This window comes from Streptomyces sp. OZ13 (genome assembly GCF_052068155.1).
Taxonomy (GTDB): Bacteria; Actinomycetota; Actinomycetes; order Streptomycetales; family Streptomycetaceae; genus Streptomyces.
In genome coordinates, this window is sequence record NZ_JBQHCZ010000049.1 from 1 (window position 1) to 1,068 (window position 1,068).

Genomic DNA, 1,068 nt, shown 5'->3' on the forward strand with positions numbered 1-1,068 from the left:
TGTATTGACCCGTGAGGTTGGGGACGCGGCTGGCGGGTGGGTGGCCTTTCAGTGCGGTGTGTCCGCGGTGGTGGTTGTAGGTGTGAAGCCATCCGGGGAAGGCGTCGCGTCGTTCCTGCTCTGAGCGGTAAGGGCGGGTGTAGGCCCACTCGTCGAGCAGGGTGCGGTTGAAGCGTTCGACCTTTCCGTTGGTCTGCGGCCGGTAGGGCCGGGTTCGCTTATGGGCGATCCCGGCTGCCGCCAGCAGGTCGCGCCAGTCGCGTGAGCGGTAACAGGAGCCGTTGTCGGTCAGCACCCGTTCGACGGTGATCCCGGCCTGGGCGAAGAAGGCGTGGGCCCTGGTCCAGAAGCCGGTGGCGGTCTCTTTCTTCTCGTCCGTGAGGATCTCGCTGTAGGCGAGGCGGGAGTGGTCGTCGACGGCGGTGTGCAGGTAGCTGTAACCGACGCTGGACCGTTTGGCACGGCCGGCCTGGCGGCCCAGGACCTTGTGCCCGCCGCCGTTGGGGATGTTGCCCAACTTCTTGATGTCGACGTGGACCAGCTCGCCGGGCTTGGCGCGTTCGTAGCGGCGTATGACCCGGCCGGTGGCCCGGTCCAGGTGTGTGAGCCGGGCCAGGCCGAATCGGGTCAGCACGCGGTGCACGGTCGAGGGCACCAGGTGAAGCAGGTGCGCGATGCGTGCCGGGCCCCACCGGCGCAGGACACGGACCTTGATGATCCGGCGTTCGATGCGGGTCGGGGTCCGGCGCGGGCTCGTGTGCGGGCGGGAGGAACGGTCGGACATGCCGGCTTCGCCGAACTGCCGGTAGCGCTCAGCCCATCGCTGGGCCGTGGTGGGTGAGACCTGGAAGCGCTCGGCGGCCCGCCGCAACGGCCAGCGGTCCTCGACCACGCAGCGGGCCAGACGCAGGCGTCCGGTCTCGGTCAGGGGTGCATTACGGTGGACCACGAGGGCCTTTCTGGTTGGTGTAGACGTCGCAATCCACACCGAACCGGAAGGCCCTCACCTGTTCAAGATCCTTCAGCCGAGACCTGGCTCACCCGTCCACAACCTCCCCGGACAGAACA

At 68.2% G+C, this 1,068-nt stretch carries 1 protein-coding gene; it reads right to left on the reverse strand.

Annotation, left to right across the window (positions count from 1 at the left end):
* Positions 1–949, reverse strand: a 949-nt coding sequence (locus ACTMTU_RS36020; protein ID WP_441267641.1) for an IS481 family transposase, incomplete at its 3' end; no start/stop codon positions are given.
* Positions 950–1,068: the final 119 nt, after the last annotated feature.